This is a genomic window from Micromonospora sp. DT229 (assembly GCF_049844505.1).
GTDB lineage: Bacteria > Actinomycetota > Actinomycetes > Mycobacteriales > Micromonosporaceae > Micromonospora.
Genome location: NZ_JBNCLD010000019.1, coordinates 69,119 through 95,323, shown reverse-complemented (window position 1 = coordinate 95,323; position 26,205 = coordinate 69,119). Strand labels below are relative to the sequence as shown.

Here is a 26,205-nt window from a genome sequence, read left to right as displayed (position 1 = left end):
ACGATGATAAGTAGATAGATATCGATACATCAGCCGTCACCCGATCAACGTCGTGGCCCGCCCTCCGGATCGGAGGGCGGGCCACCTTGGGGTTGTGGACTGTTCTGGCACGATCATGTGGCGGTACCAGGCGTCGTAACAGCGCGACTGGCAGTGGCACGTCCCCGCGTAGACCTCAGTCCGGGTAGTTCCAACCCTGGATGGTGGCGACGTCGTCCGGGTAGTTCCAGCCCGTACCCACGGCGGCAGCGGACGCCGAAGCGGCGGGCAGGATCAGCGCGGCGGACGCCATCAGGCCGGCGGCGGCCAGCATCAGCAGCTTTCGTTTCATCGCTTTTCCCTTCGTCGATTTCTCACCGGCGTGCCGATTTCCGAATTCACCAAGCCAATTCAGATCCCCCGAACCCGGCACACCACTTCTGGATCCCAGACTGCCAGCCGGCGAGAGCGATACCGCCACCGTTGGACGTCCATGGACGATGCTGGACATCGGGTGCGACGATGCGGCTGTGACCAACAGCCCTGCCGGTTCTTCCACGGCCGATTCAGGCGAGCCGGAGCAGGAGTTGTTGGCGGAGCTGAACCGGCTGCGGATCCGCGCCGCCCGGTCCCGAGGCAAGGCTCGGCTCTCCCTCCAGGACCTGGCTGCGGCCACCGGAGTCCCCCGGAGCAGCCTGGCCAACTACCTCAACGGCAACAGTGTGATGCCGATGGATGTGCTCGACCGGCTGCTGCTCGCCCTCGGTGTGACACCGGCCCAGGCGGGCGCGTGGGCCACCCGATGGGAACGGGTGGTCGGCGAACGCCTCGCGACCGGCGGCCCACACCGTACCGCCGTACCGGGCACCGACCGGCGGGCAGCGGACCCGGCAGGACCCGCGCTGCCCGGCACCGGACCGCAGGCGGATCCGGTCACGGACCGCCCGCAACCGGCGTTGCCGGTGCCCGCCCAACTCCCGGCGGCGCTCGGCGCCTTCAGCGGACGGCGGGAACTGCTGGCGGAACTCGACGGGCTGCGCGCCGACCTGGACGCCACCACCACTGCCCCGGTCATCGCGGTCGTCACCGGGACCGCCGGCGTGGGTAAGACGACAATGGTCATCCATTGGGCACAACGAATGCGGGAACATTTCCCGGACGGTCAGCTCCACGTCAATCTGCGGGGATTCGACCGAAGGGCACCAGTCCCACCCAGTGACGCGATCCGTCACTTCCTGGACGCCTTCGAGGTGCCCCGACTGCGGATTCCGGGCGATCTGGAGGCACAGATCAATCTGTTTCGCAGCCTGCTGACCGGCCGCCGGTTGCTGATGGTGCTGGACAACGCCCGCGATGCCGACCAGGTTCGCCCGTTGCTGCCCGGCTCAGCCGGTTGCCTGGTCCTGGTGACCAGTCGCAGCCAACTGCCCGGTCTCGTCGCCGCGGAGGGTGCCCGACCGATCGCGGTGCCGCTGCTGGATCGGGTGGAGTCGAGGACCCTGCTGGGCCGCCGGATCGGAGCCCGACGGATGGCGGCCGAACCCGACGCGGTCGACGAACTCGTCGACAGGTGTGCCGGCCTACCGCTGGCCATCGCCGTGGTGGCCGCACGGGCCGCCACCCACCCGCACTTCCCGCTGGCCGCCGTGACCGCTGAGCTGCGGGACGCACCACGGCGGCTCGACCCGCTGGCGGGAACGGATTCGCGCGTTGACGTGCGAGCCGCCCTCAGCTGCTCGTACCAGCAGGTGAGCGAGCCGGCCGCACGTCTGTTCCGCCTGTGCGGGCTGTTCCCGGGGCCGGACATCGGGGTCGCCGCCCTGGCCAGCCTCGCCGCAGCGACCGTGGGCGAGGTCCGGGCGTCCCTGGCCGAACTGGTCCAGGCCCACCTCGTCACCGAACATCGGCCGGGTCGGTTCACCTGCCACGACCTGCTGCGCGCATACGCCGAGGAACTGGCCGAGGCGGAGCCGGCCGAGTGGCGGCGGGCAGCCACCCGGCGTCTCCTCGACCACTACCTGCACAGCGCGCACGACGCCGAACTGCTGTTGCAGCCGCCCCGGGGCCCGATCTCGCTCGCCGCCGCCGCGCCCGGAGTGGTCCCGGAGGGGTTCACCCACCGCGAGTCGGCACTCGCCTGGTTCGCCGCCGAACACGTCGTACTCGTCGCCGCCGTCGACCTCGCCGCCGGTTCGGGCCATGACACCCACGCCTGGCAACTCGCCGCCGCCCTGGTGAGCTTCCTCGACCTGCGCGGCCACTGGCACGACTGGACCAGTACCCAACACATCGCCCTGTCCGCCGCCCGTCGGCTCGGTGACCCGGCGGCGGAGGCTCACACCCACCGCTTCCTCGGCGGGGCCGCCACCCGGCTCGGCCGCTACGGCGACGCCCGGGAACACCAGCAGCGGGCGCTGCATCTGTTCGAAGGGCTGGACGACGCGCTTCATCAGGCGTTCACCCACCGAAGTCTGGGGTGGATCGCCGACCAGGCCGATGACCATCAGACGGCGTTACGCAACGACCTACGGGCATTGGAGCTGTTCCGCCGCACCGGGCACCGCATCGGCGAGGCCAATACGCTCAACTCGGTGGGCTGGTGTCATGCCCAGCTCGGCAACCACCGCGCGGCGATCGCGTACTGCGAACAGGCTTTGGCGATGCTCAACGAGTTCGGCAACGTGGACGGGGCCGCCGTCACTCACGACAGCCTGGGCTACGTGCACCGCATGCTCGGCGAGTACGACCGGGCCGCCGAGCTTTACCACCGCACGCGGGAACTGTACGCCGCCCTCGGCGACCGGCACGGCGAGGCGACGGCGGACACGAATCTCGGCGACACGCTGCACGAGGCCGGCGACCACGAGGGTGCCGCCGTCGCGTGGCGGCGCGCGTTGGTCGTGTTCGACGACATCGACGGCCAGAAGGCCGAGCGGATTCGGGCCAGCCTGGGCTGCACCGCCTCGACTGGGCATACCCTCGGTTGATGCGCCGCCTGGCCGCACTCGCCGCGAGGACACCGGCCGACCGTGAGCGCTACCTGGATCTGCTTCGGGCCCTGGCGATCCTCATGGTCGTGCTCGGTCACTGGGCGATCGCCACCATCTCCTACGACCAGCACGGACAGCCCGACGGCCATTCGGCCCTGCCGTCGCTGCCGTGGGCCTATCCGCTGACCTGGCTGGTCCAGGTGATGCCGGTGTTCTTCCTGGTGGGCGGGTACGCCAACGCCGCCGCGCTGACGGCACACCGCAACCGGGGTGGTGAGGTCAGCAGCTGGTTGCTCGGACGTAGCGCTCGGCTGCTGCGCCCGACCACCGCGCTGGTACTGGTGCTCGCCGGCAGCGCGCTGATCGCCCGGCTGGTCGGAGCCGAGGCGAGCCTGGTCCGTACCGTCATCTGGTTCGCCACCATCCCGCTGTGGTTTCTCGCCGCCTACCTCGCGGTGGTGCCGCTGACCCCGCTCATGTACGCGCTGCACCGCCGCTTCGGGCTGGTCGTGCCGGTGGCGTTGGCGGCCCTGGTGGCCCTGGGCGACGCAGGACGCGCGTTCGGTCCGGCCGAACTGGCCCTGGCCAACTACCTGCTCGGCTGGCTCGCCGTCCACCAGCTCGGTTTCGCCTGGTACGACGCCCGACGTGGCAACTGCCGACCATCCTCGCCCGGGCGGGAACCGCCAGCCGCGGCGGCGGACCGGAGTCCACCACGCCGAGGACTGCGCACCCGATGTCTACCGATGTCGCCTCGGGCCGCCCTGGTGATGCTCGCGGCCGGACTCACCGTGGCGGTGCTGCTCACCGGCCCCGGACCGTACCCGGTGAGCATGATCAACTTGCCGGGTCAGCGGCTGGACAACGCCGCGCCGCCCAGCGTGGCACTGCTCGCCGTGGCCACCGCCCAACTCGGACTCATCCTGCTGCTGCGTGAACGCGCCGAACGCTGGCTGCGCCGCAGCCGCCCGTGGCAGGCGGTGATCGCGGTCAACGCGGTCGTACTCACCGTCTTCCTGTGGCACCTCAGTGCGGTGATCCTGCTGGTGGGCGGGCTGGACGCGCTCGGTGTGCTACCCACTCCGACCGCCGGTGCGCGAGCCTGGTTCGCCTGGCGGCTGCCCTGGTTGCTGATGCTGGGTGTGGTGCTGGCCGTACTGGTCACGATCTTCGGCCCGATCGAGGCCCGCACCGGCCGCTCCACCGCGAACCGCGGCCACCCCACCGCCGGACGGGACCGTCCGGAGCCGCCGGCACAGGGCCGGGCCGACCGTCCGTGGGGAGACGGACGGTCGACCGGCCGGTGGGCGGGCATCCGCATCGCGCTCGTCGTCGCCGGTTACGCCGCCGTCGGGTACGCCATGGTGGCCAACAGCGTCGCCCCGAAGACCGCCCCGGAACCCCTGGGCCTGCCGTTGACCGCCCTGGTGGCGTACCTGGTCGGGGCGGGCACCCTGCGGCTGCTCAGGTCTGGGTGGGGAAACCGAGGTTGACCCCGCCGTGGCGGGGGTCGAGCCAGCGGCTGGTGACCACCTTGCCCCGGGTGAAGAAGGCGACCCCGTCCGGGCCGTGCGCGTGCAGGTCCCCGAAGAGGGAGGACTTCCAGCCGCCGAACGAGTAGTAGGCCATCGGCACCGGGATCGGCACGTTGACGCCGACCATGCCGACCTCCACCTCGTGCTGGTAGCGCCGGGCGGCCCCGCCGTCGTTGGTGAAGATCGCCGTGCCGTTGCCGTACGGGTTGGCGTTGACCAGGGCCACGGCCTCGTCGTACGAGCCGACCCGCAGCACCGACAGCACCGGCCCGAAGATCTCGTCCGTGTAGATCGACATGTCCGGGGTCACGTGGTCGAACAGGGTCGGTCCCAGCCAGAAGCCGTCCGGGTCGCCGTCCGGGGTCACCTCGCGGCCGTCGACCACCGGCACCGCCCCGGCGGCCACCCCGGCCTCCACATAGGAACGCACCCGGTCGGCGTGGGCGGCGGTGACCAGCGGGCCCATGTCGCAGCCGCGTCGCCCGTCACCGGTACGCAGACCGGCCATCCGCCGGGCTATCCGCGCCACCAGCTCGTCCGCGATCGGCTCCACCGCCACCAGGGCGGAGATCGCCATGCACCGCTCCCCCGCCGAGCCGAACCCGGCGTTGACGGCCGCGTCGGCGGCCAGGTCGAGGTCGGCGTCGGGCAGCACCACCATGTGGTTCTTCGCCCCGCCGAGGGCCTGCACCCGCTTCCCGGCCATGGTGGCGCGCTGGTAGACGTACCGGGCTACCGGGGTGGACCCGACGAACGACACCGCCTTGATCGCCGGATGCTCCAGCAGGGCGTCGACGGCCTCCTTGTCGCCGTTGACCACGTTGAGCACCCCGTCGGGCAGGCCGGCCTCGGCGAACCATTCGGCCAGCAGCAGGGCCGCGCTGGGGTCCTTCTCGCTCGGCTTGAGCACCACGGCGTTACCGGCGGCCACCGCCACCGGCACGAACCACAGCGGCACCATCACCGGGAAGTTGAACGGGCTGATCACCGCGACCACCCCGAGGGGCTGGCGCAGACTGTACGAGTCGACCTCGGTGGAGACGTTCTCGCTGAACCCGCCGCGCAGGGCCGAGGGGATGCCGCAGGCGTACTCGATGACCTCCAGGCCGCGTTGCACCTCCCCGGCGGCGTCGGCGAGCACCTTGCCGTGCTCGGCGGTGATCACCTCGGCGAGTCGGTCGCGGCGGGCGTGCACCAATTCCCGGAAGGCGAACAGCACAGCGGTCCGCTTGGCCAGGGAGGCGTCCCGCCAGGCGCGGGCCGCCCGCTCGGCGGACTCCACCGCCACCGCGACGTCCGTGGCACAGGCCAGCTCCACCTGAGCGGTACGCCGACCGGTGGCCGGGTCGAAGACCTCGCTGCGCCGTCCCGAGCTGCCGCCGACCCGCTTGCCGTCGATGAAGTGCCCGATGAGGTTCACGCTGAACAACCTTTCGTTCGCGACTGCCTGGCTCGCAAACCCGGCTCACTCCTCGCGCTCACCGGGTCACCGACTCGGCGGCGCCGGAACGGATCGCCTCGACCAGGATGGCCAGGCCCTCCCGGGCCTCCTGGTCGGTCAGGGTCAGTGGCGGCCCCATCCGCAGCACGTTGCCGTGGAGCCCGCCCTTACCGACCAGCAGGCCACCGGCCCGGCACCCCTCGAAGACCCGGGTGGCCAGGGCGGCGTCCGGCTCGGTGGTGCCGGGTCGGACGAACTCGACACCGAGCATCAGGCCCTTTCCGCGTACCTCGGCGACGCAGTCGAGGTCGCCCACGGCGGCGCGCAGGCCCTCGACGAGGATCGCGCCGGTGCGGGCCGCGTTGGCCTGCAGGTCGTGGTCGAGCAGGTAGTCCAGGACGGCGTTGCCGGCGGCGGTGGAGATCGGGTTGCCGCCGAAGGTGGAGAAGCTGATCGCCGGTACCGCCTCCATCACCTCGGCCCGGCCGACCACCCCGGCCAGGGCGAAGCCGTTGCCGATGCCCTTGGCGAAGGTGAGCAGGTCCGGGGTGATCCCGTGGGCCTGGTAGCCCCAGAAGTGCTCCCCGGTACGCCCCCAACCGGTCTGCACCTCGTCGGAGATCAGCAGGATGCCGTGTTCGTCGAGGACCTTCTTCCAGGCGGCGAACAGACCGTCCGGGCCGTGCACGAAACCGCCGACCCCCTGGATCGGTTCGGCCAGCAGGCAGGCCACGTCCCCGCTGGTCTGGGTGGCCAGCACCTCCCGCAGGTCCTCCACGGCCGCGTCGATCCGGTCGGCCTCCGGCAGTCGGGCCAGCAGGCCGCGCAGCCGCTCACCGGAGTGCAGCCAGGCCACCTGGAGGGGGTTGAGCTGACTGGCCGACCAGCCCCGGTTGCCGGTGATGCCCATCGTCGCGTACGACCGGCCGTGGTAGCTGTTGCGGACCGCGAGGACCTGGTGGGAGCGGCGGTGGTTGGTGGCCATCAGCAGGGCGGCCTCGTTGGCCTCGGTGCCGGAGTTGGTGAAGAAGACCCGGGCGTCCGGGATGCCGGACAGCCGGGCGATCTTCTCGGCCAGTTCGACCTGCTGGCGGATCAGGTAGAGCGTCGAGGTGTGCACGATCCCGGTGGCCAGTTGCCGCTGCACCGCCTCCCGGATCTCGGCGATGTCGTACCCGATCATGTTGGTCAGCACCCCGCCGAAGAAGTCCAGGTAGGTGCGGCCCTGGGCGTCGGTGACCCGGCGTCCTTCGCCGGAGACGAGTTCGATCGGCTCGGCGTAGTAGAGCGGCATCCAGGACGGGAGTACGGCCCGGTGCCGGGCCAGCAGGTCATCGGCGGTCATCGTCGCACCCTCTCGGTTCGCGGTAACCGCACGCTTCCACCACGATCACTACCCGACAAGAGTCAACCTGTCGCGGATGCCCCCACCCTCCCTGACACAACGTCAACGCTTTCCGCACCCACCTGCCCCCACCCCCACGCTTCCCACACCCAAACCCACCCCCCACCCACGCTTTCCGCACCCTCCCCTCCCCACCCCTCGGGCGTTGATCATGAGGTTAGCGGCAGCGAATCGGGACAAAACCACCGGCTAACCTCATGATCAACCAGGCCAAGAAAAGGGGGTGGGGGTTAGGGGTGGGTGGGGGTGGTGGTTTGGATGGCTTCGGCGAAGACTTCGGAGCGGTGTTCGAAGTTGCGGAAGCGGCCGTAGCTGGGGGCGGCTGGGGAGAGTAGGACGACGCCGCCGGGCGGGGTCACCTGGCGGGCCAGGTGGACTGCGGCGGTCAGGTCGTCTACCAGTTCGGTACGCACCTTGGGTAGGCCGGACAGGGTTTCGATGATGCGGGGGCCGCTGTCCGGGATGCCGATGACGGTCAGCTCCCGCTCGGCCAGGTGCTCCCGCAGGGGGGTGTAGTCGACCCCTCGGTCGTTGCCGCCGACGATCACGGTCAACGGGCGGCCGTCGTACGCGTCGATGGCGTGCATGGCCGCGTACGGGCTGGTGGCCAGGGTGTCGTCGACGAAGGTCAGGCCGGAGGGGTCGACGATCTCGGTCAGCCGGTGGGCCAGGCCCTGGAACTCGGCCACCGCCACGGCCAGGGTGTCCCTGCGTCCGACGATGTCCACCCCCAGGGCGTCGAGCACCGCCAGGGCCACGCAGAGGTTGCCCTCGTTGTGTCGACCGACCAGCGGCAGTACCGCCCGGGGGAACAGCGGCCGGTCGACCAGGTGGAACCAGGGTGCGCCGTCCGACCCGGCGGCCACGTTCACCGAGTCGGCCGTACCGGCCCGGATGACGGCCCGCTCGCCCAACTCGGCCGCCAGCCGGGGGTCCGCGCCGTTGACCACCACGGTGTGCGGCCCGTACTCCAGCAGGTTGAGCTTGTCCCGGTAGTACTCCTGTTCGCCGCCGTGGGCGTCCAGGTGCTCCGGGAACAGGGCGGTTACCACGGCCACCCGGGGCGAGTCGGTCAGGTCGCTGCACTGGTAGCTGGACAGCTCCAGCACGTACAGCTCCGCCTCCGGCAGGTCCAGGGTCGGTACCCCGATGTTGCCGCCGAAGACGTTGGGGCGATCCATCGCGTTCAGCAGGTGGCTGATCAGGCTGGAGGTGGTGCTCTTGCCCTTGCTGCCGGTCACCCCCACGGTGCGCGCGGCGTGGTCGGCCATCCACAGGGCCGTGCCCTGGGTGATCGTGGTGCCCCGGCGGCGCAGCTCCACCAGCCAGGGGTGGGTCTGCGGCACCCCCGGCGAGCGGACCACCACCTCGGCGGCGGCCAGCCGCTCGAAGCCCTCCTCGCCGGTGACCAGCGGGGCGGCCTCGGCCAGGGGCCCCTCCCAGGGCAGGGTGAGGAAGTTGGCGCTGTCGTCGACGGCGACCAGTTCCGCCGGCCCGTGGGCGGCGATCGCGATCACGGCGGCCCGGCCCTCCCGGCCGGCCCCCCAGACGGCGACGGAACGTCCGCGCAGGTCAGACAGGCGCACAGCTTCTCCTCGGGGGCGACGGCGGTGGGGCAGGAACACGGTCCGGCGGAGCCGGGCACGGCCGGACGAACCAGGGCCTAGTATGGCGTGTGCCCAACACGCAACTGGCGCGGATGGACGCGTTCACCTTCCCGTCCTACTCGATCGACCTTTCCACCGGTGAGGCGCTGTTCGACTACGCGCTGACCGGCCCGGACGGCGAACAGCGGTTCACCGAGGTGATCACGCTGCCGGTGCCGGAGCAGTCACCCTCGGATGCGGCCGTGGCGGCCCTCGGCCGGGTGCTGGAGCTGCTGCACGTGGTGGCCGGGGTCAGCTACTACAAGGCCGCCGCGCCGGGGCAGCTCGTGCTGCCGGCACCGCTCGGCCCGGCCGCCGCCGAGTTCGTCACCGCCGTCTACACCAAGGGTCTGGCCGAGTACGCCTACCGTAACCAGCTGCCGTACGTGCTGGAGTTGACCCCGCAGATCCCGCCCGGCCGGGTGAGCCCTCCCGCCGAGTACGACAACTCCGAACGGCGTCCGCTGTCGGCGGTCGGTGGTGGCAAGGACTCCATCGTCAGTCTGGAGGCCCTGCGTCGGGCCGGCCTCGACCCGGTGCCCTTCTCGGTCAACCCGAACCATGTGATCAAGGCGGTGAACGCCGCCTCCGGGCTCCCCGCGTTGGCGGCGCGGCGCCGCCTCGATCCGGTGCTGTTCGAGCTGAACGCGGCCGGGGCCCGCAACGGGCACATCCCGGTCACCGCGATCAACTCGCTGATCGCGGTCGCCACGGCGGTGCTGCACGGTCTGGGTCCGGTGGTGATGTCCAACGAGCGTTCGGCGTCGGACCCGAACCTGATCTGGAACGGTCACGAGATCAACCACCAGTGGTCCAAGGGGGTGGAGGCCGAGGGGCTGCTGCGGGCGGCCCTGGCCGAGCACGCCGGGCTGACCGAGCCGTACTTCTCCCTGCTGCGTCCGCTGTCGGAGCTGCACATCGCCCGACTGTTCGCCACCATCGACCGGTACGACGACGTGGTGACCAGTTGCAACGCCGCCTTCAAGCTGCGCGATGCCAGCGAGCGCTGGTGCCGTGACTGCCCGAAGTGCCGGTTCGTCTTCCTGGCCCTGGCGCCGTTCATGTCCCGGGAGCGGATCACCCACATCTTCGGTGGTGACCTGCTCGCCGACCCCACCCAGATCCCGGGCTACCGGGAACTGCTCGGGGTGGACGGGCACAAGCCCTTCGAGTGTGTCGGCGAGGTGGAGGAGTCCGTGGTGGCGCTGAGCCTGCTGGCCCAGCAGCCCGAGTGGCGGGACACCCCGGTCGTGACCGCCCTGGTAGCCGCCGTCCCGGACAGCGCCTGGGCGACCGCCGCCACCTCCGACACCTTCACCCCGGGCGGCGGCCCCTCCTACGTCCCGCCCGTGTACGCCAAGGCCCTGCACTCCCTGACCGGGTGAGTGTCAGGGGGCGCGGATGGCGTCCAGAGCTAGCAGGGCGACATGCAGGGAGAGGCAGGTGTCGACCGAGTCCAGGTCGGCGTCGAGGATGCGACTGATGCGGGCCAGCCGTTCGTAGAAGGCCGGCCGGGACAGGTGCGCCGCGGTGGCCGCCGCCGACTTGTTCCTCCCCTGCTCCAGGTACGCCCGCAGGGTGCCGAGCAGGTGCTCGCGGGGGTGCCGGGCGTCGTACGCCAGCAGGGCACCCAGCTCGCGTTCGACGAAGGTCTGCAGGCGCGGCTCGTCGCGCAGCAGGTGCAGCAGCCCGGCGAGCCCGACATGCGGCAGCCGGAAGATCGGCAGATCCCGCCGGTCCCGCCGGGCCGCCTCGGCGACCTGTCGGGCCTCCATCAGGGATCGACCCGCCTCCCGCAGACTGCCCACCCCTGAACCGGCCGCGATGACCAGTCCCCCGGGTCCCCCGCTGCCGGGGCGGCGCGGCTCGGGTGGGCGGAAGTCGGGTCGGGCGCGTCGCAGGGCGGCGGCGAAGGCCGTCAGGGCCCGCTCCTCCGCCGCCGCGTCGGCGAGAGCCAGCAGCACCCCGACCGCCTGGTCGTCCATGGCGCTGGTCAGGCCGGTCAGGTTCGCCTCGCGCAGCGCCTGCCCGACCGTCTCGGCCAGGTCCCGCAGCCGGCCCTTCCCGGCGTCGCCACCGGTCGACCCGGGCTCACCGGCCGGGTCGGTCGACGGGCCGTACTCTCCGGCCGGGTCGTCGCCGCGCGGCCGGACCACCACCCCGACCAGGTGCCGGCGGTCCAGCATCAGCCCCAGCGCCCGCGCCCGCAGGGCCACCTCGTCGACCGGCCGGGTGCGGTCCATCAGCGCGGTGAGCAGGGTGCGGTGGATCTGCCGTTCCCACCCTTCGGTGTCCCGGCGGATCAGTCGACCCAGGGCCAGGGTGGACGCGGCCCGCTCCACCAGGATGGTCAGCCGGGTCGGCGGCACGGCCGGGCCGGGCCTCGGGCCGTCGACCTCACCCGGCTCACCATCGCCGGCCCCCTCGACCTCAGCCCCGCCCGACCCGGCGAGGTCGGCGCCACCCGACCCGCTGAGGTGGACGCCGCCCGGCCAGCGCAGCAGCAGCCGACCCCAGTCCTCGCCCCGGGCGCCGACCATGGTGACCAGCCAGCCGCTGTCCGGGTCGTACGCCGTACGCCCGGCGGGTCGGATCCGTCGGGAGTGCTGCTCCCACCCGTCCAGCAGCAGTTCGGCGTTCTCCCCCGCCGGGTCGTAGGCGAGCACCTGGCGGGACAGGTTCTCCAGCACCACCGGGCAGCCGGACAGCTCGGCGGCCTGCCGGATCACCTCGTCCGGTTCGGCACCCTCCACCGACAGTTCGGTGAACCGCTGATGGATCTCCTCGGTGGCCCGCAACTCGGTGAGCTGGGCGTCCACGATCAGGGCGTGCACCGCCTCGGTGATCCGCACGAAGGGGGTGGCCCGGCGCAGTTCCACCAGGGGCAGGCCGTGCCGTCCGGCGGCTGCGGCCATCACCCTGGGTACCCCCGTCAGGTAACGGCGGCCCAGTTCCACCACCAGTCCGGAGACGCCGACCCCGGCCAGGTCGGCGATGAAGGCCCGCAGTCCGGCGTCGTCGGCCGGCAACCCGATGCCGGTGGTGAGCACCAGTTCACCGCCGCCCAGCAGGGTGGCGATGTCGGGCACCTCGGCCACGTGCACCCAGCGCACCGGTCGGTCCAAACCCACCTCTCCGGCGACCAGACGCGGGGCGCCACGACGGACCGGGTCCAGCGCCAGGACCTCGCGTACGGTGGGGAACACCCGCGACACGTTACCGTCAGTGATTTGTCCTCCGATAACCGCAGGCCAGGTCAGAGGGGATCGTCGCGGCCGAGTTCCCAGCAGGCCACGGCGGTGGCGGCGGCGACATTCAACGAGTCGACACCGCGCCGCATCGGGATGACCACCCGTACGTCGCTGGCTTCCATCGCCGCAGTGGTCAGCCCGGCGCCCTCGGCACCGAGCAGCAGCGCGGACCGGGCCCGCTGAGCCGGGGTCAGTCGCTGGATGGGCACCGCGTCCGGGGCCGGGGTCATCGCCAGCACGGTGAAACCGGCGTCGCGTACCTGGGCCAACGCGGTCGGCCAGGGATCCAGTTTCGCGTACGGCACCGCGAACACCTCCCCCATGCTGACCCGTACGCTGCGCCGGTAGAGGGGGTCGGCGCACGACGGGGAGAGCAGCACGGCGTCCACCCCGAGGGCGGCGACCGCCCGGAAGATCGCGCCCAGATTGGTGTGATTGTTGACGTCTTCGAGGATGACGGCCCGGCGGGCGGTGGCCAGCACCTCGGCGGCGCTGGGCAGTGGCTTGCGCCGGAACGAGGCGAGCACTCCCCGGTGCACGTGGAAACCGGTGGCCTCGCGCAGCACCTCAGGAGTGGCGGCGTACACCGGGGCCTCGCCGGTGTCCAGGTCGGCGAGCTGGTCTACCCGTTTGGCGTCGACCAGGTACGACCGGGCCGGGTAGCCGGCCCGCAGGGCCCGGCGCAGCACCAACTCCCCCTCGGCGATGAACAGCCCATGCGGGGGCTCCCAGCGGGTACGCAACTCCACGTCGGTCAGCGCGCGATAGTCGGCGATCCGCTCGTCGTCCGGCTCGGTGATCAGCTCCACCCGGCTGAGTGTAAGGAAGGGCCCCTTCTTAACGTCTGCGGTAGAGCAGGGGTCCCCTGTTAACAAGCCGCAGTCAGCCGCCGAGACGCGGCTCTGCTACAGCCGGATGCGATCGGCCCGGTGTGCTGAACGGTCTTCAGGACAGCAGGGCCGGCCTCAACTCCCCGCCCAGATTGATCCCACCTACCACCCGGTCAACGGCGGGGTCGTACACGTTTGTGGTGTTGTTGCGGCGCATCAGTTCCCGGACCGGCTGCGGCAACGGCGGCGGATCCGACCACGCCGCGTTGATCTGTTGCGCGGCCGAGATCAGCCGGAGGACCAGCTCGGCGCCGTTGCTGTCCGGCCGGACCCGGCCGTACTCCCACCCGGTGGTGATGAGGTCGAACAGCTCGAAGACCGCGGCCAGGACCGGCGCGGGGTCGGTGATCTTCACGACCCGCGACGCACGGTCGCCGATCATCGTGACCGCCGCGGCCACCTGCACGTACGGATGCAGGCCGCCCGGCGGATCGAACAGCGGCCACCGCAGACCCGGCCCGGCCTCCCGCCACAACGGACGATAGTTGCGCCGATCGATCACCAGCCGGTAACCGGTACGTCGGTGCAGGTCAGCGGCCTGAGCCTGGAGATCCGCGTGGGCCGCCTCGGCGACCTCACGCACGATCCGGATCGCCACGAGCAGGCCATCCTCATCGTCCAGCAGCTGCGTGACCGCCTTGATCTGGTCGTGGAGGCCGACCTGAACGCGGATGCCGAACCGGTGCCGGACCTCTTCTAGCAGTGCCTCTTGTCGACCCGGATCGTGCTCGACCCGCCGCCCACCCAGCACACGCTGGAGCCACCCCATACAGCCTCGCTCCGCAGCCGTCTCAAGACGCGGCAATGTTAGCGTGCCGCCCTCTGGTGGACGGCCCCGGCACGACGCCCGCCCCCTAGCAGCGCCGACGCGCGCCGTATCGACGAAACGGCGGGGTCCGCGACGGTCGGCGATCGCCGTTACGGCGAAACGGCGGGGTTCGCAGCCGTCGGACACCGCCGTTACGGCGAAACGGAGTCGATCACCGACAGACGGCCCCAGCCCGACGAGCCCGGGCCACGCGATCAGCGTGGCCCGGACGGTCGATCAGGTCCGGAGTGGTCAGGCGATGGTGCAGGTGGCGCCGTTGAGGGTGTATGAGGAGGGTCTAGCGGAGTCGCCGGTGTGGGTGGCCTGGAAGCCGATGGCGACCGAGGCACCCGGGGCGATGCTGCCGTTGTACGACACGTTGCGGGCGGTCACCTGCCCGGAGGTGGGCGAGTAGCTGGCGTTCCAGCCACCGGTGATGTTCTGCCCGCCCGGCAGGGTGAACACCAGGGACCAGCCGTTGATCGCGCTGCCACCGGTGTTGGTGATGGTGATGTCCTGGGTCAGGCCGTTGTTCCAGGCGTTGACCGCCACGGCCACCCGGCAGGCACCACCCGGCGGCGGGGTCGTCGGGTCGGGCGGCGGAGTGGTGGGGCCCGGCGGCGGGGTGGTCGGGTCCGGCGGCGGCGGGGTGCTGCTGCCGAACTGGGTGAAGAACCGCCAGGTCTCCGCCGGGAGCCAGGTGCGGGAGCCGCTGTCGCCGGGCGCCCCGTCCTGGGGTGCGGCGATGTGGCCCTCGTCGAAGGCGGCCCACACCACCGGGTAGCCCGCCGCGCAGCCGGAGTACGTGGTGGTGCGGTGGGTCAGGCTGCCCTGGGACGGCTCCGGCGGATTCTGCGGGGTGCACCCGTTGTTGTTGACGAACCGGTCGCGCAGCGACCGTCCACCGGAGATGCCGAGGACGTTGTCCCGGAGGCCGTGGGCACCGAAGTAGGCGATCCGACCGTTGCCGCCGCTGCATCCGCTGATCAGGCCACCGGCGTACACCGCGACCGCGCGGAACACGTCGGGTCGGGCGCAGGCCAGGGCGTAGCTCATCCCGCCACCCCAGCTGAAGCCCAGGGCGAACCGCTGGGTGGTCTCCACGCAGAGGTTGGCCTCGACCTGCCGGAGCAGGTCGTCGACGAAGGTCACGTCCTCGCCGCCGGAGTTGGCCCAGCCGGCGTTGAGCCCCTGCGGCGCCACGAAGATGGTGCTGTTGTCGGCCAGTTGCCGCAGCCCGTAGTACGACCAGACGTCCCGCTGCACCGTCTGCCCGGTGTCCACGTCGACCGCCGAGCCGCCGCGCCAGTGGAAGCCGAGCACCAGCCGGTACGGGTGGTTGTTGTTGTAGTTGGCCGGGATCCGCAGGATGTAGCTGCGGCTCTTGCCGTTGCTCTGGATCGTGTGGGTGCCGCTGTTGAGCCCGGGGGCCCGACCGCAGCCCGCCGTGGCCGCCTGGGTGCCGACCTCGGTGGTCGAGGCGGTCGCGCTGGGGCCGGTGGCCAGCGCCACGCCGCCCACGCTCAGCACGAGCAATGCCGCGATCGCGGCAGGCCCGAAGATCGATCTGGATCTCACCATCTTGTTGCTCCATCTCGCGTCGCACCGGACGCGCGGAAGGTGCCACTGCACCGTGGGTGTCTCGCCCACTCGCCGGGATCCCGGACCGGCGGGGACGCGTCGAGTGTGTGCCCGGCTCCCGCTCGGAAGGTATCGTGTGAGCGATAACATATCAAGACATATGAATGTCTTGAGTCGACGGAACCGGTGGCGATCAGGCCAGGAAACCCGGCGGCACCTGGGAGGTCAGCCAGACCCCGTTGGCGGCCCGGTAGAAGACCAGGCCGGCGCGGTGCATACCGGCGGCGTCGATCCGCAGCACGACCGGTTCGCCCCGGCGGGCCCCGACCCGGGCCGCGGTCTCCGGGTCAGCGGACAGATGCACATGGGTACGCTCACCCGGCGCCAGTCCCTCGACACGGATGCGGGGCAGAAACCGGGCCACCGTACCGTGATAGAGCACCTGCGGCGGCACCTGCGGCGCCAGTCGCAGATCCACCGGGATGCTGTGGCCCTGGGCGGCCCGGATCCGTCCCTCGCGGATCTCGAAGCGTTGCTTGTCGGTGCCGGTGACCAACTGGTCCAGCAACTCCACCGTGACCGGTCGACCGTGCCGGGCCAACGCGGCCAGCAACTCCTCCACCGCCACCCAGCCGGCCTCGTCCAGGGTGATCCCGATCGCCTCCGGGCGATGCCGCAGCACGTACGCCAGGAACTTGCTCGTCGAGGTGAGCCGCCCGGTCACCGGGGCGCCCGCTCGACCACCGGCGGAAACTGGGCCAGGAAGTCGCCGACCAGATCTGCACGGGGCAGCCGCCAGGTGGCCCAGTAACGGATCTTCGGCAGGCCGTGGATCGGCACGGCACGCAGACCCTCGGGCAGTTCGACACACCCGTTGACCACGGTGGCGCCGACCCCCAGCCCAGCCAGGTGCACCAGCAGGTCCCAGCCGTCGACCTCGGCGGCGACCTGCCACCGTACGCCCGCGTCGAGCAGGGCCCGGGTCAGCGCCCGCCGATGCGGACGGTCGGCCGGGGGTACCACCAGGTCCAGGCCGTCCAGGTCGCGCAGCCGGACCTGCCGACGGTCGGCAAGCGGGTGTCGCTCGTCGACCACGAGCACCTGCCGGTACGCGGCGATCTGGGTAGCCTCGACCTGCCGGGTCGGCGGATCGTGGGCGATGACCGCCAGATCGGCCCGCCCCGCGCGCAGGGCCGCCAGCGCGGCATCCCGGTCGGCGGTGATCACATTGACCCGTCGTCCCTGCCGGCCCACCTGCCGGATCGCCTCCCCGATCACCCAACGCAGCGCCCCCCGACCGGCCGCGATGGTCAGGGTGGGGGTCGACTCGTGGTGCAGTTCCCGCAGGAACTCGTCGGCCCGCCGCCGACAATCCAGGGCGTACGCGGCCAGGCGTTCCCCGGCGGCGGTCAGGCTGAGCCGCCGACCCTCGCGTTCGTACAGCTCCACGTCGAGGGCCGTGGCCAGCTTGCGGATCTTCACATGCAGGGCGGGTTGGCTGATGTGCAGCGCCGCCGCGGCGGTCGTGAAGTTGCGGTGCTCGGCGAAGACCGCGAAGGACCGGAGGGCGTCGGCCTCCAGCAACTCCCGCCCAGTCATAACGCCACACTATAGATAGGCGAAAGAACAATAGTTCTGCGTACGCCTGGGGCCGCCGATGCTGGGCCACATGAACGCGCCCTCTCCCCGACTCGGCATCGACATCGGCCGGGTCATCATCGACGGTTCCGCCCATCCCAGCGGCAACGACACCGCCTTCTTCAGCGGCGACGAGGCGAACATGCTGGCCACCCCCGAGGTATCCGAGGCGGTGGCGACCATCGCCCGACTGGTCCCCCACTTCGACGGCCGGGTCTGGCTGATCTCCAAGTGCGGTCCCCGGGTGCAGGCCCGCACCCTGCGCTGGCTGGCCGCGCACGACTTCTACAGGCGTACCGGAGTCGACCCCCGGCAGGTGCGGTTCTGCCGGGCTCGCGCCGACAAGCGGGCCCACAGCCTGGACCTGGCCCTGACCCACTTCATCGACGACCACCCCGAGGTGCACGCCGCGATCCAGGGTGCCGTCGACCACCAGTACTTCTTCGGCCCCCAGCGCCGCCCGGTCCCCTACTACGGTCACCCCACACCCACCTGGGCGGAGGTCGAACGCCTGGTCATCGACTCCCTCCGGGCCCCGGAGCACGCGGCGGTCCCCAGCCGAGGAACCGGTTGAACAGGCTCGTCGGGTCCGGGCCGTCGTGCGGGTTGAGGTGGTAGAGATCGCGCATGGCCTCGTACATCAGCCCGGCCAGGTAGATCGACAGGCCGGTGCGATTGTGGGCGTACTCCGTGTGCAGCAACAGCCGCGCGGTGGCACACGGCCAGGGTTGCCCGCAGGCCCGGCAACACCACATCGGACGCAGCGGGGTGTGCGGCGGGTCCGCGCCGACCCGCCGAGGACGATCCGGGTACGGGCCCCGGCCCGCCCCCGGCAGCCGCGTGGTGATCACCTATGACCTCCCAGGGCAGACATCTTTGGGTGCGTTTCTTGTCGCCCTGGCAGCAACAAACGCACCCAGAGCAAGCGATGGAACCGGGGCCACCCCGACACGGGGGGAAGGCGCGGGGCGGCCCCGGGCGCAGAACCCGCCCCGTCCCCGGTGGATGGGAGCGGATCCGCTTACGTGACAGTCTGCTGATCACACCGCTACCCTCGGAACGCATCGAGCCTGACCACGGTGACACTGCGTGGATCATGGCCACCACGCGGCGACAGCTGGCGATCTTGACGAGGCCCCTGGGGGTGCGGTGGAAGGTGAACAGAGCGTGGATCTGATCCGGGTCCAGCTACGCAAGCAGCGGGCCCTGGCCGGCATGAACCAGGAGGAGTTCGGCAAACGTACGAACTACTCCGCCTCCACGGTGTCCGCCGTGGAGACCGGCACCCGCCCGGTGGACCTGCCCTACGCCCGCCGCGCGGACGAGATCCTGGAAACCGGTGGCCTCTTCGAATCCCTGCTGCGGACCGCCCAGCAGGACGGCCAACCCGCCTGGTTCATGCCCTGGCTGAAAGCCGAACGCGCCGCCAAACAACTGCGCTACTTCAATCCGACCCTGATTCCAGGTCTCTTCCAGACCGAGAACTATGCGCGGGCGGTCCTGCGGTTTGACGACACCTGCCCCGAGCAGGAGATCGAGCAGCAGGTGGCAGCTCGATTGGAACGCCAGGAGATCCTGCACCGCGAGCGCCCACCGCAGGTCTTCGCGGTGATCGACGAGGCGGCGCTACGCCGCACCAACGCCATCATGGCCGAGCAACTGGCGCATCTGCTGCGGATGACCGAGCTGCCGCACGTCCACATCCACATCATCCCGGCCCGCACCGGCCTGCACGTCGGCCTCGACGGGCCACTGCTGCTCGCCATGCTGCCCGACGGCACCTGGATCGGACACCTGGACAGCCAGCTCGGCGGCGAGGCGGCCGACACCGACGAGAAGGTGATTAAGCTCCTCAGCAAATGGGAGGGTGTGCGGACGGTCGCCCTTCCCGAAGACCTCTCCATCGACCTCATCAAGGAAGTTGAGAGCCAGCATGGACCTCAGTGACGCCCGTTGGCGGAAGGCTGCCCGCAGCAACTCCTCCGGCGGTGATTGTGTCGAGGTGGCTGACAATCTGGTGGGCGTCATTGCCGTACGTGACAGCAAGGACCCGAGCGGGCCGGTGCTCGCCTTCGACCCCGCCGCCTGGCGGTCCTTCCTCGAACTGGCCAAGCGGCACTGACCTTCAGCAGCCGTACCGCAGATCGGCCGAGCCGCCCAGACACCACCGACCAGCCCAGACACCACCGACCCGGCCCGGCCCGGCGCGAGCGGGCCGGCCGAGACACGACAGACCCGGCCAGGCGCTAGGGGCCTGGCCGGGTCGGTGTCGTTGCCGGCGGGCTGGACGAAGGCCGTCAGCTGGCCGGGGCGTACCGCATCACCACCGCGCCCGAGGCCAACTCCGACCGGTCCACCAGCTTCAGGTCGACATGCTTCGCCAGGCCCTCGAAGAGTCGCGGCCCGCGCCCCGCGATCCGGGGATGCACCACGAACTCGTACTCGTCGATCAGCCCCAGCTCGGCCAGGGCCAGCGGAAGCTGCACCCCGGAGACGAACACGCCCTTGATCGACTCACGCTTGATCTGCTCGACAGCCTTGCCCAGATCCCCACGCACCAGCTCGGCGTTCCAGTCGACCTGCTCCAGGGTGTTCGACACGACGTACTTCTTCGCCGCGTCGATCGTGCGCGCGAAGGGTTCCATCCAGTCGGGCCGCGACCCCGCCGGGACGGGCGGTCGCCACGCCTCCTCCATCATCTCGTACAGCACCCGACCGAGCAGGAGGGCATCGGCCCGCGCGAGATTCTCGGTGTGGTGACGATGCAGATCCTCGTCGGGGGAGGCAGCTAGATGATCGCAACACCCGTCCACCGTGATGTTTATGGAATACCGCAGAGGTCCCATCCGCTCGCCTTCATCGCTCGTGATCACGACTGTGGTTCTCTCGGCTGACGGCTGCGCCGGCCAACGCGGTAGGGCTGGGCGAGCAGGCGGCTGGCCAGCAGACGCATCCCCCGCCGGATGCCGAGGATCTGCCCGAGCATGACACCGCTCAACACGCCCATGCTGGTCGCCGCCACCTGGGAAGCCGGTACCCACATGCCGACGATGCGGACGCGGAGGATGCTGAACGTGACGTAGCACAGCAGCACCACCACGCCGATGGCGTCGATCTTGCCGACCACCCGTTTCTCGAAGCCGTCCCACCGCAGTCGCAACATGCGACTCGCCACGACGCCGACGACGACACCTGCGACGAACCCGACCAGTGCCCGCAGCCACGTCCAGTTCCCGGCGACCGCCGCGTCGACGATGGTGACGACAAGCGTCACGACGAACACGACGGCGTAGATCCGGGCGCGCCAGATCACCCGTCGGTCGACGTGACGGCGGACCATCTGCCGGTGCCGGGCGTGGTCCGGCCGCTCACCATCGGCCCCACCCATACGGCAACCCTAGTCGCCACCCCCGACACCGAAGGGCACCGAAGGCGCGTGGCGCCCGGCGGTGTCCGCCGGACCGGTGAGGCGGCGACGACGGGTCGGCAACAGCAGCGTGGGGTGGGACACCCCCCAGGCCGCGCCCCGACAGACGAGTTCCTTGTAGCGGGCGGCCCACCAGCCCCGGAAGTGCACCCCCCTGGCTTGGTCGTCGGCGGTCACCCACTGGATGATGCCGTCCCGCCGGCCGAGGCTGATGCACTGGTTGTAGTAGCGGATCGGGATCCTGCGCACCGGCCGACCGGTCAACCGGGCCGCGATGGCGTCCGCCGCCTGCCAGGCCATCGGGACTGCGGAGGCGCAGGACATCCGCAGCGGCCTGCCGCCCGGCCCTTCGGCGCAGGCGGCGTCGCCGATGGCGTACACCTCGGGGTGTGACACCGAGCGCATGGTGGCGTCCACGAGGATCTGCCCGGTGGGTGCGGTCCGCACGGCCATGCCGGCGGCCAGGGAGGGTACGGCGAAGCCGGTGCACCAGACGGTCACCTGGGCCGGGATGACCCCGTCGGTGCCGGTGACCGCGCCGGTGGCCTGGACCTCGGTGATGTCGGTGTGCTCGTGGACGGTGACCCCGAGCCGGTCGCACACCTTCCGCAGGTGGCGGCGGGCGCCCTCGTCGAGCCAGTCCCCGAGGCCGCCCCGGGTGGCGAGCGCGACGTGCAGGTCCGGTCGGGCCTCGGCGATCTCGGTGACCGCTTCCAGGCCGGTGAGGCCCCCACCGACGACCAGTACCCGGCCGCCCGCGTCCAGGACGGACAGGCGCAGCCGCAGCCGCTGCGCGGACCGGGCGCCGGCCACACTGTAGGCGTGGTCGGCGTCGCCGGGGTGCTCGGCGGCGGTGCTGCCCAGGGCGTAGACGAGGGTGTCGTAGCCGATCTCGGACGAGGTGTCCGCCTCGGCGAGGGTGACCGTCCTGCGGTCGACGTCGACCCCGGTGACCCGGGCCAGTCGGAGCCGTACGCCGGTATTGGTGTAGAGGTCCCGCAGCGGACGGGCGGTGAGGTCCGCCCCGACGGCGAGTTGGTGCAGGCGGACCCGCTCGACGAAGTCGGCGGCGGCGTTGACTACGGTGATCTCGGTCTGGTCGGGGTGCAGTCGCCGGGCCAGGCGACCGGCGGCGATCGCCCCGGCGTAACCGGCGCCGAGGACCACGATGCGATGGGTCATGCTCCCACTCCCTGTCTGCGGGCGGTGCCGCGCCGGCCACTGGGAGCCGGTCGTCGGCGTACGCCTTCTGAACCGGGCAGCCCCGCGATTGCTGACAGGGATGGGGTGTGGTCCCGGTCACCACCGGTCCAGGACGGGTTCGGCCGGGGTGGTGGCCGACCAGTGCCGGGTGATGCGGGTCAGCTTGTCGGGGTTGGCCTGGGCGCGCACGGCCGCCACCCCCTCGGCGGTCACCTCCAGGGCCAGCACCCCGACGATCCGGTCGCCGACGACGACCACCACGGCCGGTTCGCCGTTGACGATCTCGGCGTACATGCTGGCGTGCCCGCCGAGCACCTGCCGCCGCAGGTCGACGGCCTGGAAGACGCCACGCAACAACCTGGCCACCGCCAGCGCACCGACCAGCGGGGTGGGTCGGGCGGGGACCTTCCCACCACCGTCACCGACGCTGAGCACGTCCTCGGTCAACAACTCGACGAGCCGCGCGGTCTGGCCGCTGTCGGCGGCGGCCAGGAACTCCGCCACGATGCTGCGGGCGGCGGCCTGGTCGACCTGAACTCGGTGGCGACCGGCGGCCAGGTGCTGCTTGGCCCGCCGGTAGAGCTGCTGACAGTTGGCCTCAGTGAGGTCGAGGATCTCGGCGATCTCCGCGTGCGGGTAGCCGAAGGCGGCCCGCAGCACGTACACGGCGCGTTCGTTGGCCGACAGCCGCTCCATCAGGGTCAGCACCGCCAGGGACACCGATTCCCGCTGCTCCACGGTGTCGACCGGGCCGAGCATCCGGTCCCCGGCCAGCAGGGGCTCCGGCAGCCACATGCCCACATAGCTCTCCCGCCGGGATCGGGCCGAGGTCAACTGGTTGAGGCACAGGTTGGTGAGCACCTTGGTCAGCCACGCCGCGGGTTGCTCGATCCGGGCCCGGTCGGCGGCCTGCCAGCGCAGGAACGTCTCCTGGACCATGTCCTCGGCGTCCCCGGCCGAGCCGAGCAGGCGATAGGCCACCGCCTCCAGCCGGCCCCTGGACCCCTCGAACAGTTCCACGTCCTGCGCGCTGAGCGACATGCTCCGAGTGTCACATCCGGGCGAGGTGTCGCCGCTACCCGCCCGGCGGACGGCTGCCACCGGCGAGCAGGTGGATGCCGAGGGGGGTCAGCCGGTGCACCTTGGCGCCGCCGATGCGTTCGCTGTCGACCAGCCCGGCGGCCCGCAGCGCGGCGGCGTGCTCGGAGGCCGAGGAGGTGCTGATGCCGAGGTGTCGACCCACCGCCGTGGTGGTGTGCCGGCCGGGTTCGGCCAGCCGGCGCAGCACCGCCGCCCGGGTGCCGCCGAGCAGTTGGGCCAGTGGGTCCGTCCTGGTCGGCGGCGGTTCGGGCGGGGCGATGACCGGGTACACCAGCAGCACCGGCTGTCCTGGTCGGACCAGCACCCGAGGACGCAGACCGGCCAGCGGGCCGGGGATCAGCAGGATGCCCTCACCGTTTCCGGTCAGCTCCGCACTCCACCAACTGTCGATCTCCAGGATCGGCGGACGCCACCGGATCGCCGGGTGCAGTTCGTTGAGCAGGCCGTCCACTCCGGACCGGGCATAGGTGCGGGCCCGCAGGTCGACATGCGCCCGGTGGGCCGCGGTCAGGTGCGACCAGGCCGGGGCGAGCACGGCCTCGAAGTAGTGGTCCACCGCCGTCATCAGCAGATCCAGCATCTCCGGGTCGGCCGACACGAACCGCCGCCGCCACAGGCTGGGCGGCAGTTTGGCGTACGTCGCGGTGAGCTCGGCGGTGATCTGGCGACGCGGGGTGGCCCGGATGTTCTCGATGCCGGCGGCCACCGATTCGATCCCCTGCACCGGGGTGAGGAAGTCGGGCAGCAGGCCCCGCGCCGGCAGCAGGTGGCGCAGGGCGGCGGTGCTCGCCGGGGCCGCCTGGGCACGGGTGGCCAGCTCCGGCATCCGCGCGGCCACCACCGGATCGCGCAGGGCCTGGCTGGCCAGGATCGTGTTACCGACCGGATGTGGACGACTACCGAACCGGATCCGGGTCAGGTCCGCCGCAGTGAGCCGCAGGGAGATCACCCCTCCAGGTTGCCAGCAGTTGCGGGCATACGTCGCAGGGGCAAGCGTTTTCCGGGTACGCCGAAGGAACCGGGGTGCTTTTCGGCGTACGCCGAAAGGGTTGTCGGGGTGTCGGCCCGCCGGTGAGAGTGAGGCAGACCAACAGCCGGGAGGGGGCGGCTCGCGTCGGCTGCTCGGGTGGTGCGTATCGGCTTGCCTGGTGGCGGGGGCCGCGGCGTGTGGTGGTGGCGATGCGGAAACGCCACCCACGACGTCGGGGGCGGCTCCCGCCGTGTCGCCGGGCCCAGGGCAACATGCCCTGACCCTGAACCATGACGGGGTGAGCCGGGGTTACCGACTTCACGCACCGCCCGGGTACGTCCCCGGGCGGGGCGGCCGATGCCGCTGGTGGACCTTCTTGACCACCCATCCGCGCCGGACCTGACCCACGTCGGGGTGTTTCGTCCGGGTGGTGCCGGGAATGTGCGTTCGCCGGTACTACCCGAGAGGCGGCCCAGTGAGCGCAGGACATGTCGGCACTCTGGTGCCAGCCGACCCGTGGCCCCTGCCCCGCAAGGCCACCGTCGCGGACCACATCGTGCAGCGGCTGGCCTGCTGGGGGGTACGCCGGTACTTCGGCTATCCCGGCGACGGCATCAACGGCATGACCTCCGCCCTGCAACGCACCGGCCAGCAGACCCAGTTCGTCCAGGTACGCCACGAGGAGACCGCCGGCTTCGCCGCCTCGGCCCACGTCAAGTACGGCGGCGGGCCCATCGGCGCGGTGCTGGTCACCAGCGGGCCGGGGGCCATCCACGCCCTCAACGGCCTGTACGACGCCAAACTGGACCACCAGCCGGTGGTGGCCCTGGTCGGGCACACCGCGTCGACCGCCGAGGGGGGCGGCTACTACCAGGAGGTGGACCTGCCGGCCCTCTACAAGGACGTCGCGGCGGCCTTCCTGGCCCAACTGGACCACCCCTCCCAGGTCCGGCACCTGGTGGACCGGGCCTGCCGCACGGCCCTGGCCCGGCGTACCGTCGCCGCGTTGGTGCTCCCCCTGGACGTGCAGGACCTGGCCGCCGTCCCGGACCCGCCGCACGCCCACGGCTTCTATCACACCAGCAGCGTGCCCAGCACCGGCCCGACCGTGCCACCGGAGGCCGACCTCCGGCACGCCGCCGAGGTGCTGCGCGGTGGCGAGCGGGTGGCCATGCTGGTCGGCCAGGGGGCGATCGGCGCCGAGACGGAGGTACGCGAGATCGCCCACCGCCTCGGTGCCGGGGTGGCCACCGCCCTGCTCGGGTTCACCGTGGTCGACCACCGGGAACCCTGGGTGACCGGGGCGATCGGTCTGCTCGGCACTCGCCCGAGCTGGCAACTGATGAACGAGTGCGACCGGCTGCTGATCGTCGGCAGCAACATGCCGTACTCGGAGTTCTATCCCCCACCCGGTCAGGCCCGGGGGGTGCAGATCGACCACGACGGCACCCAACTGGGCCTGCGCTACCCGACCGAGGTGAACCTGACCGGGGACGCCGCGCCCACCCTGCGGGCCCTGCTGCGCGAACTGGGGCCCGGCCCCGGGCCGACCCGCTGGCGACAGACCATCGCCGGGGCCACCGCCGCCTGGCGGCAGTCCCAACGGGAACTCGCCGAGCAGAACGCCCACCCGGTCAACCCGCAACGGTGGTTCGCCGGCCTCAGCGAACGGCTGCCCGAGGACGTGCTGCTCGCCGTGGACTGCGGCACCACCACCGCCTGGTACGCCCGACACGTCAAGGTCCGCCCCGGGATGCTGGCCAGCCTCTCCGGCACCCTGCTGTCCATGGGCGGAGCCATGCCGTACGCCCTGGCCGCGAAGTTCGCCCACCCGGACCGGCCACTGGTGGCCCTGATCGGGGACGGGGCGATGCAGATGAACGGGGTCAACGAGCTGATCACGGTGGCGAAGTACTGGCAGGGTTGGGCCGACCCCCGGTTCGTGGTGCTGGTGCTCAACAACCGGGATCTGGCCTTCGTCAGCTGGGAACAACGCTCCAGCGAGGGCACCCCGATGTTCCCGGACAGCCAGCAGCTGCCGGACATCGGCTACCACCGCTGGGCCGAGGTCCTCGGGCTGCGCGGCGAGCTGGTGGACCGCCCGGATCAGGTGGCCGGGGCCTGGGACCGGGCCCTGAGCGCCGACCGCCCCACCGTCATCAACGCCCTGGTCGACCCGGCCGAGCTGATGATGCCCCCACACTTCACCGCCGAACAGGCCCGCAACACCGCCGCCGCCGTCCTGCGCGGCGACACCGACTGGGCCGGCATCATCCGCCGCGGCCTACCCACCATGGTCACCACCTACCGCCCCCGCCGCTGACCCCCACCGCACGCGCA

The 26,205-nt window shown here is 71.4% G+C and carries 23 protein-coding genes; 7 read left to right on the top strand and 16 right to left on the bottom strand.

All coding sequences use genetic code 11. From position 1 onward, the window contains the following. Window positions 1-175: 175 nt before the first annotated feature. On the bottom strand, window positions 176-331 hold the full coding sequence (locus tag ACLQ2T_RS24195; RefSeq protein WP_425768652.1) for a hypothetical protein: 156 nt from the start codon (window positions 329-331) through the stop codon (window positions 176-178). Between the two features lie 178 nt (window positions 332-509). On the opposite strand from ACLQ2T_RS24195, the gene ACLQ2T_RS24190 reads away from it, so the two are divergent. Together ACLQ2T_RS24190 and ACLQ2T_RS24185 are read left to right on the top strand one after the other, a co-directional pair. Then, window positions 510-2,966 (top strand): ATP-binding protein, encoded by a 2,457-nt coding sequence (locus ACLQ2T_RS24190; RefSeq protein WP_425768651.1) that lies wholly within the window; start codon window positions 510-512, stop codon window positions 2,964-2,966. Beyond that, window positions 2,966-4,462 carry an acyltransferase family protein gene (locus tag ACLQ2T_RS24185; RefSeq protein WP_425768650.1) on the top strand — a complete coding sequence of 499 codons (1,497 nt, stop codon included), beginning with the start codon at window positions 2,966-2,968 and terminating at the stop codon, window positions 4,460-4,462. Before ACLQ2T_RS24190 ends, ACLQ2T_RS24185 begins: the two co-directional genes overlap by 1 nt. On the opposite strand, the gene ACLQ2T_RS24180 is transcribed toward ACLQ2T_RS24185, so the two are convergent. The 3 genes from ACLQ2T_RS24180 to murD form a co-directional block, all read right to left on the bottom strand. Then, on the bottom strand, window positions 4,434-5,924 hold the full coding sequence (locus ACLQ2T_RS24180) for a CoA-acylating methylmalonate-semialdehyde dehydrogenase (RefSeq protein ID WP_425768649.1): 1,491 nt from the start codon (window positions 5,922-5,924) through the stop codon (window positions 4,434-4,436). The genes ACLQ2T_RS24185 and ACLQ2T_RS24180 overlap by 29 nt on opposite strands. A gap of 58 nt (window positions 5,925-5,982) precedes the next feature. Then, a complete protein-coding gene (locus ACLQ2T_RS24175; RefSeq protein WP_425768648.1) occupies window positions 5,983-7,290 on the bottom strand; it encodes an aspartate aminotransferase family protein in 1,308 nt (435 codons plus the stop codon). Window positions 7,291-7,580: 290 nt separating this feature from the next. Next, on the bottom strand, window positions 7,581-8,936 hold the full coding sequence (murD, locus tag ACLQ2T_RS24170; RefSeq protein ID WP_425768647.1) for a UDP-N-acetylmuramoyl-L-alanine--D-glutamate ligase: 1,356 nt from the start codon (window positions 8,934-8,936) through the stop codon (window positions 7,581-7,583). 89 nt (window positions 8,937-9,025) lie between these two features. On the opposite strand from murD, the gene ACLQ2T_RS24165 reads away from it, so the two are divergent. Next, on the top strand, window positions 9,026-10,381 hold the full coding sequence (locus tag ACLQ2T_RS24165) for a hypothetical protein (protein ID WP_425768646.1): 1,356 nt from the start codon (window positions 9,026-9,028) through the stop codon (window positions 10,379-10,381). A gap of 3 nt (window positions 10,382-10,384) precedes the next feature. Here ACLQ2T_RS24165 and ACLQ2T_RS24160 read toward each other — a convergent pair whose 3' ends face one another. From ACLQ2T_RS24160 to ACLQ2T_RS24135, 6 genes are all read right to left on the bottom strand, one after another. Next, the gene (locus ACLQ2T_RS24160) at window positions 10,385-12,211 is read right to left on the bottom strand and encodes a PucR family transcriptional regulator (RefSeq protein WP_425768645.1); all 1,827 of its coding nucleotides are present in this window, start codon (window positions 12,209-12,211) and stop codon (window positions 10,385-10,387) included. A 41-nt stretch (window positions 12,212-12,252) separates the two neighbouring features. Beyond that, window positions 12,253-13,056, bottom strand: a complete 804-nt coding sequence (locus ACLQ2T_RS24155) for a TrmH family RNA methyltransferase (RefSeq protein WP_425768644.1) — start codon at window positions 13,054-13,056, stop codon at window positions 12,253-12,255. A 136-nt stretch (window positions 13,057-13,192) separates the two neighbouring features. Then, on the bottom strand, window positions 13,193-13,906 hold the full coding sequence (locus ACLQ2T_RS24150) for a hypothetical protein (RefSeq protein ID WP_425768643.1): 714 nt from the start codon (window positions 13,904-13,906) through the stop codon (window positions 13,193-13,195). 291 nt (window positions 13,907-14,197) lie between these two features. After that, window positions 14,198-15,526: a cellulose binding domain-containing protein gene (locus ACLQ2T_RS24145; protein WP_425768642.1), complete on the bottom strand. Its 1,329-nt coding sequence runs from the start codon at window positions 15,524-15,526 to the stop codon at window positions 14,198-14,200. A 193-nt stretch (window positions 15,527-15,719) separates the two neighbouring features. After that, a complete protein-coding gene (locus tag ACLQ2T_RS24140) occupies window positions 15,720-16,250 on the bottom strand; it encodes an RNA 2'-phosphotransferase (RefSeq protein WP_425768641.1) in 531 nt (176 codons plus the stop codon). After that, the gene (locus ACLQ2T_RS24135; RefSeq protein ID WP_425768640.1) at window positions 16,247-17,125 is read right to left on the bottom strand and encodes a LysR family transcriptional regulator; all 879 of its coding nucleotides are present in this window, start codon (window positions 17,123-17,125) and stop codon (window positions 16,247-16,249) included. The genes ACLQ2T_RS24140 and ACLQ2T_RS24135 overlap by 4 nt, the downstream gene beginning before the upstream one ends. A 70-nt stretch (window positions 17,126-17,195) precedes the next feature. Between ACLQ2T_RS24135 and ACLQ2T_RS24130 the strand changes: the two genes are divergently transcribed. Next, entirely contained in the window at window positions 17,196-17,738 is a 543-nt protein-coding gene (locus ACLQ2T_RS24130; protein WP_425768639.1) for a hypothetical protein, read from the top strand. Here the strand turns inward: ACLQ2T_RS24130 and ACLQ2T_RS24125 are convergent. Next, window positions 17,680-18,015: a hypothetical protein gene (locus ACLQ2T_RS24125; RefSeq protein ID WP_425768638.1), complete on the bottom strand. Its 336-nt coding sequence runs from the start codon at window positions 18,013-18,015 to the stop codon at window positions 17,680-17,682. The two genes, ACLQ2T_RS24130 and ACLQ2T_RS24125, sit on opposite strands and share 59 nt — an antisense overlap. 298 nt (window positions 18,016-18,313) lie before the next feature. On the opposite strand from ACLQ2T_RS24125, the gene ACLQ2T_RS24120 reads away from it, so the two are divergent. Further along, window positions 18,314-19,111 (top strand): helix-turn-helix domain-containing protein, encoded by a 798-nt coding sequence (locus ACLQ2T_RS24120; protein WP_425768637.1) that lies wholly within the window; start codon window positions 18,314-18,316, stop codon window positions 19,109-19,111. Next, the gene (locus tag ACLQ2T_RS24115) at window positions 19,098-19,286 is read left to right on the top strand and encodes a DUF397 domain-containing protein (protein ID WP_425768636.1); all 189 of its coding nucleotides are present in this window, start codon (window positions 19,098-19,100) and stop codon (window positions 19,284-19,286) included. The genes ACLQ2T_RS24120 and ACLQ2T_RS24115 overlap by 14 nt, the downstream gene beginning before the upstream one ends. A gap of 175 nt (window positions 19,287-19,461) precedes the next feature. Here the strand turns inward: ACLQ2T_RS24115 and ACLQ2T_RS24110 are convergent, their stop codons facing one another. The 5 genes from ACLQ2T_RS24110 to ACLQ2T_RS24090 all read right to left on the bottom strand — a co-directional run bounded on the left by ACLQ2T_RS24110 (window position 19,462) and on the right by ACLQ2T_RS24090 (window position 23,844). Then, the gene (locus tag ACLQ2T_RS24110) at window positions 19,462-20,010 is read right to left on the bottom strand and encodes a dihydrofolate reductase family protein (RefSeq protein ID WP_425768635.1); all 549 of its coding nucleotides are present in this window, start codon (window positions 20,008-20,010) and stop codon (window positions 19,462-19,464) included. Between the two features lie 23 nt (window positions 20,011-20,033). Then, the gene (locus ACLQ2T_RS24105; RefSeq protein WP_425768634.1) at window positions 20,034-20,552 is read right to left on the bottom strand and encodes a hypothetical protein; all 519 of its coding nucleotides are present in this window, start codon (window positions 20,550-20,552) and stop codon (window positions 20,034-20,036) included. 9 nt (window positions 20,553-20,561) lie between these two features. After that, window positions 20,562-21,773 carry an NAD(P)/FAD-dependent oxidoreductase gene (locus ACLQ2T_RS24100; RefSeq protein ID WP_425768633.1) on the bottom strand — a complete coding sequence of 404 codons (1,212 nt, stop codon included), beginning with the start codon at window positions 21,771-21,773 and terminating at the stop codon, window positions 20,562-20,564. Window positions 21,774-21,890: 117 nt separating this feature from the next. Further along, window positions 21,891-22,835 (bottom strand): RNA polymerase sigma-70 factor, encoded by a 945-nt coding sequence (locus ACLQ2T_RS24095; protein WP_425768632.1) that lies wholly within the window; start codon window positions 22,833-22,835, stop codon window positions 21,891-21,893. Between the two features lie 34 nt (window positions 22,836-22,869). After that, window positions 22,870-23,844, bottom strand: a complete 975-nt coding sequence (locus ACLQ2T_RS24090; RefSeq protein WP_425768631.1) for an ArsR/SmtB family transcription factor — start codon at window positions 23,842-23,844, stop codon at window positions 22,870-22,872. A 496-nt stretch (window positions 23,845-24,340) separates the two neighbouring features. Here ACLQ2T_RS24090 and ACLQ2T_RS24085 point away from each other — a divergent pair, with 496 nt between their 5' ends. Continuing rightward, window positions 24,341-26,188 (top strand): thiamine pyrophosphate-requiring protein, encoded by a 1,848-nt coding sequence (locus ACLQ2T_RS24085; protein ID WP_425768630.1) that lies wholly within the window; start codon window positions 24,341-24,343, stop codon window positions 26,186-26,188. Window positions 26,189-26,205 lie beyond the last annotated feature (17 nt).

Excerpts from the sequence above, each read along its gene's own strand:
- ACLQ2T_RS24105 (WP_425768634.1), bottom strand. The coding sequence starts at position 20,552 with ATGGGTGGGGCCGATGGTGAGCGGCCGGACCACGCCCGGCACCGGCAG.
- ACLQ2T_RS24175 (WP_425768648.1), bottom strand. The coding sequence starts at position 7,290 with ATGACCGCCGATGACCTGCTGGCCCGGCACCGGGCCGTACTCCCGTCC.
- ACLQ2T_RS24150 (WP_425768643.1), bottom strand. The coding sequence starts at position 13,906 with ATGGGGTGGCTCCAGCGTGTGCTGGGTGGGCGGCGGGTCGAGCACGAT.
- ACLQ2T_RS24100 (WP_425768633.1), bottom strand. The coding sequence starts at position 21,773 with ATGACCCATCGCATCGTGGTCCTCGGCGCCGGTTACGCCGGGGCGATC.
- ACLQ2T_RS24185 (WP_425768650.1), top strand. The coding sequence starts at position 2,966 with ATGCGCCGCCTGGCCGCACTCGCCGCGAGGACACCGGCCGACCGTGAG.
- ACLQ2T_RS24145 (WP_425768642.1), bottom strand. The coding sequence starts at position 15,526 with ATGGTGAGATCCAGATCGATCTTCGGGCCTGCCGCGATCGCGGCATTG.
- ACLQ2T_RS24130 (WP_425768639.1), top strand. The coding sequence starts at position 17,196 with ATGAACGCGCCCTCTCCCCGACTCGGCATCGACATCGGCCGGGTCATC.
- ACLQ2T_RS24110 (WP_425768635.1), bottom strand. The coding sequence starts at position 20,010 with ATGGGACCTCTGCGGTATTCCATAAACATCACGGTGGACGGGTGTTGC.
- ACLQ2T_RS24095 (WP_425768632.1), bottom strand. The coding sequence starts at position 22,835 with ATGTCGCTCAGCGCGCAGGACGTGGAACTGTTCGAGGGGTCCAGGGGC.
- ACLQ2T_RS24115 (WP_425768636.1), top strand. The coding sequence starts at position 19,098 with ATGGACCTCAGTGACGCCCGTTGGCGGAAGGCTGCCCGCAGCAACTCC.
- ACLQ2T_RS24195 (WP_425768652.1), bottom strand. The coding sequence starts at position 331 with ATGAAACGAAAGCTGCTGATGCTGGCCGCCGCCGGCCTGATGGCGTCC.
- ACLQ2T_RS24135 (WP_425768640.1), bottom strand. The coding sequence starts at position 17,125 with ATGACTGGGCGGGAGTTGCTGGAGGCCGACGCCCTCCGGTCCTTCGCG.